The organism is Shewanella sp. SM69 (assembly GCF_025653985.1).
GTDB classification, from domain to species: domain Bacteria; phylum Pseudomonadota; class Gammaproteobacteria; order Enterobacterales; family Shewanellaceae; genus Shewanella; species Shewanella oncorhynchi.
Genome location: NZ_JAKKRV010000043.1, coordinates 1 through 2,922, shown reverse-complemented (window position 1 = coordinate 2,922; position 2,922 = coordinate 1). Strand labels below are relative to the sequence as shown.

Sequence of the window (2,922 nt, the reverse complement as noted above, 5' to 3'; positions counted from 1 at the left end):
CGGCGCTGGAGCACCGGATCCGGCAGGGCTTAGTAGAGCAGAACCGGAGTGTGGCGGACATGAAAAAGAAACCCACGCAAAAACCGACTGCGCGGTGGATTTTTTTACGCTTTGGCGGGGTGCACGAGTACCAGTTGGGAGAGGCGCCACCTCAAGTCACAGGACTCACAGTGGACCAGCAGATCATTCTCGACGTGTTAGGCGAACGGTATCGGCAAATTTATTCCTAAATCAGGTGCGGAAAGTCGGTTTTATTGGTCTATTGAGTTAATTTAAGCAGTTGCATTAATCATGGTCACTGAATATTAATATGAGATTACGTTGTTGCGCTACAGTTTTTTTAAAGGTTTACTTAGATGTAAACATGTTGCTTCTAGTTGTTGATACTATTTATTAGTTATATTCTGGTTGTAATGGAGACTTTTTATTCTGTTATTCCATAAAATTCTGCCCATCAGAGGAATTAAGATGATAAGCAAGGCGTTAGTGGGAGTGTTTGTACATCTTAAATCATCTGTTCTTGCTTGAGAATAGGCTAGGGTGCTGTTATTGGCTATAAGTACAGAGGCAATTTACTCATATTGACTTCTACTTCTAGCTATCATTAAAATGGACTGTTATCTAATTTGTTAGGAGGTTTTTTGTGAAATAAAGTTTTTCAAGGTCACAAAATAAAGTTTTTAAAGGTTACAGAATTTAAAGTATCGCTCTCAATTTTTAAATAACATTAAATGTAAAATGCCTATTAGCGTTAAGATAGACCAGGTTGTCGTGAAATGCTAAAGAATAAAGGGTGGTTTTAGCATATAATCAACTGATTTATATGGGTATTAATCATTTTAAAATCATTAGTTTTTCCGTTGCAAATGACATCTATTGGCCTTGTGCCATTAAAAGGTTCATTATAATTCACCATGTTCATAAACCCATAAATATTTTCAGGGTTACTAAAAAGCGCATTTAAGCTAGCGTGAATATTCAGTATATAGCTGATCCTTTCGACTTGGTCTTGACTGAAGTTAACCTTTTCAATATCAAGGTTGCTATACTTTTCAGGTAGCTTTAGTAAAGTCTGAATTTGCTGTTGGTTGCAGTTCCATTTTTCCAATATTTGCAAGGCTGTTCTCATGCAAGCCCTTACTGTGGTTGATTCGTTTTGCATACTCTTTCCTCTGCATTAATCTTGATCTGATCCAGTAATAGTGGACACTTTGCTAAGCACTATTTTTTAATTCAAAGTTTTCTGGGCTCAAATACCCAAGAGCACTATGCCGTCTGGTCCGATTGTAATCAACCTCAATATACTCAAATACCGTTTGTCTCATTTGATCACGTGTCATGAGTGGCTCATCTTGCAGCGCTTCAACTTTCAATGAATGGAAAAAGCTTTCTACACAAGCGTTATCCCAACAATTTCCTTTACGGTTCATGCTTTGCACAAGCTGATGTTTTTGCTCTAAGGCTCGATAATCGTTTGCGCAGTATTGGCTGCCTCGGTCGCTATGGATAATCACACCAGTAGAAAAGCATCGGCGGAATAATGCCATCTTCAACGCGTCACAAACAAGCTCCGATGTCATTCTGCTTGCCATCGACCAACCCACAACGGTACGAGAGTAAAGGTCAATAATTACAGCCAGATATAGCCATCCTTCGCTGGTGTACAAATACGTGATGTCGCCAGCCCACTTCAGGTTTGGCGCAGTAGCAGTAAAGTTCTGCTCTAGCAAATTAGGCGCGACGGGATGCTTATGGTGACTGTCAGTAGTTACCTTAAATTTCCTCGCCGCCTTTGCCACTAAACTCTGCCGTGACATGCTAGCCATAATGGTTTTGATATCTGCCTTACAATTATTTTCCGCTAAATCTTGCTGAATACGCCGTGCGCCGTTGCGCCTATTGGAATCATCAAAGGACGCTTTAATCAGCACGTCACGGGCCATACGCTTAAGCGCTCTAGGACTTAGCGCCGTGCCGTTCTGTCGCCAAGTGTAAAACCACTACGCGATACCTTGAGCACCGCCACCATTCGCTTGAGAGAAAAGCGGTGCTGGTGCTCAAGGATAAACTCAAATCTGGCTACTTTTGGTTCTTCGCGAAGTAGGTAGCCGCCTTTTTAGGATTGCTAAATCTTCGGCTTGTTCAGCGAGTTGGCGTTTAAGCCTTGCGACCTCAGCAGCAAGCTCTGCTTCTCTTGTCGTGGTATTTGATTTCTTCTCGGAACTTGAGCGCCAATTGTATAGCTGTGACTCATAAAGATTAAGCTCACGCGCTGCGGCAATCTTCTGAGCGAGCTTCAGCTTTAAATTCTTGCGTGTGGATTTTACGGGGTTTCTTTGTTGACATACTTCACCTCAATAAGCGATTTTACTCACTTAGCGAGATGTCCAAAAGTATTGGATTAGATCACTCTAAACACTACCTGTAGCGGCTTGCACACATAATATCTTCGGCGGGATTACATCCGCCAATCTGGGCTAACATTAATTGCCAATGGGCGCAGATTAACTAACAACGGGCTTGCATTCATCTTGGTGGACTCACATTAACTGCCAATAAAAGTACGCTAAGCTTCTTACCCAGCTGAACGGTCACTTGCCAACTTTTTAGCAACCCGAATTACCGTTCTATCCGACACATTGGTGAGTTTGGCGGTATCGCTAATACTCAGCTCTGAAGAATCCCCTGATGATTTACAAATAAATCATCAAATTAGGGTGGAAGCGCATCTTGTTGCATGATCAAATGGTTTCGCCAAAAACTACACTTGGACAACAAGATGCGCGAAGCCAATATCCTACAACATTCTTTACACCAATACTGCCCAGAACTTCACCTAAAACGATTAAACAGCTTGATGCTGGCCTCTAAGGCACTGATTGAATGTAAGACACTGACCTTGACTGAGTTAGGTCGAAATTT

Annotated in this window: 1 protein-coding gene and 3 pseudogenes; 2 read left to right on the top strand and 2 right to left on the bottom strand. The window is 41.8% G+C overall.

Annotated elements, in window-relative coordinates:
• Positions 1-230 (top strand): annotated as a pseudogene (locus L5M37_RS23910) (IS1634 family transposase); the annotation flags it as partial.
• A gap of 569 nt (positions 231-799) precedes the next feature.
• Here L5M37_RS23910 and L5M37_RS23905 read toward each other — a convergent pair.
• Positions 800-1,162, bottom strand: coding sequence for a hypothetical protein (locus tag L5M37_RS23905; RefSeq protein ID WP_115014231.1), 363 nt, complete (start codon positions 1,160-1,162; stop codon positions 800-802).
• Between the two features lie 52 nt (positions 1,163-1,214).
• Positions 1,215-2,346, bottom strand: a pseudogene (locus tag L5M37_RS23900) (IS3 family transposase).
• A gap of 433 nt (positions 2,347-2,779) precedes the next feature.
• On the opposite strand from L5M37_RS23900, the pseudogene L5M37_RS23895 reads away from it, so the two are divergent.
• A pseudogene (locus L5M37_RS23895) lies at positions 2,780-2,922 on the top strand (IS4 family transposase); the annotation flags it as partial.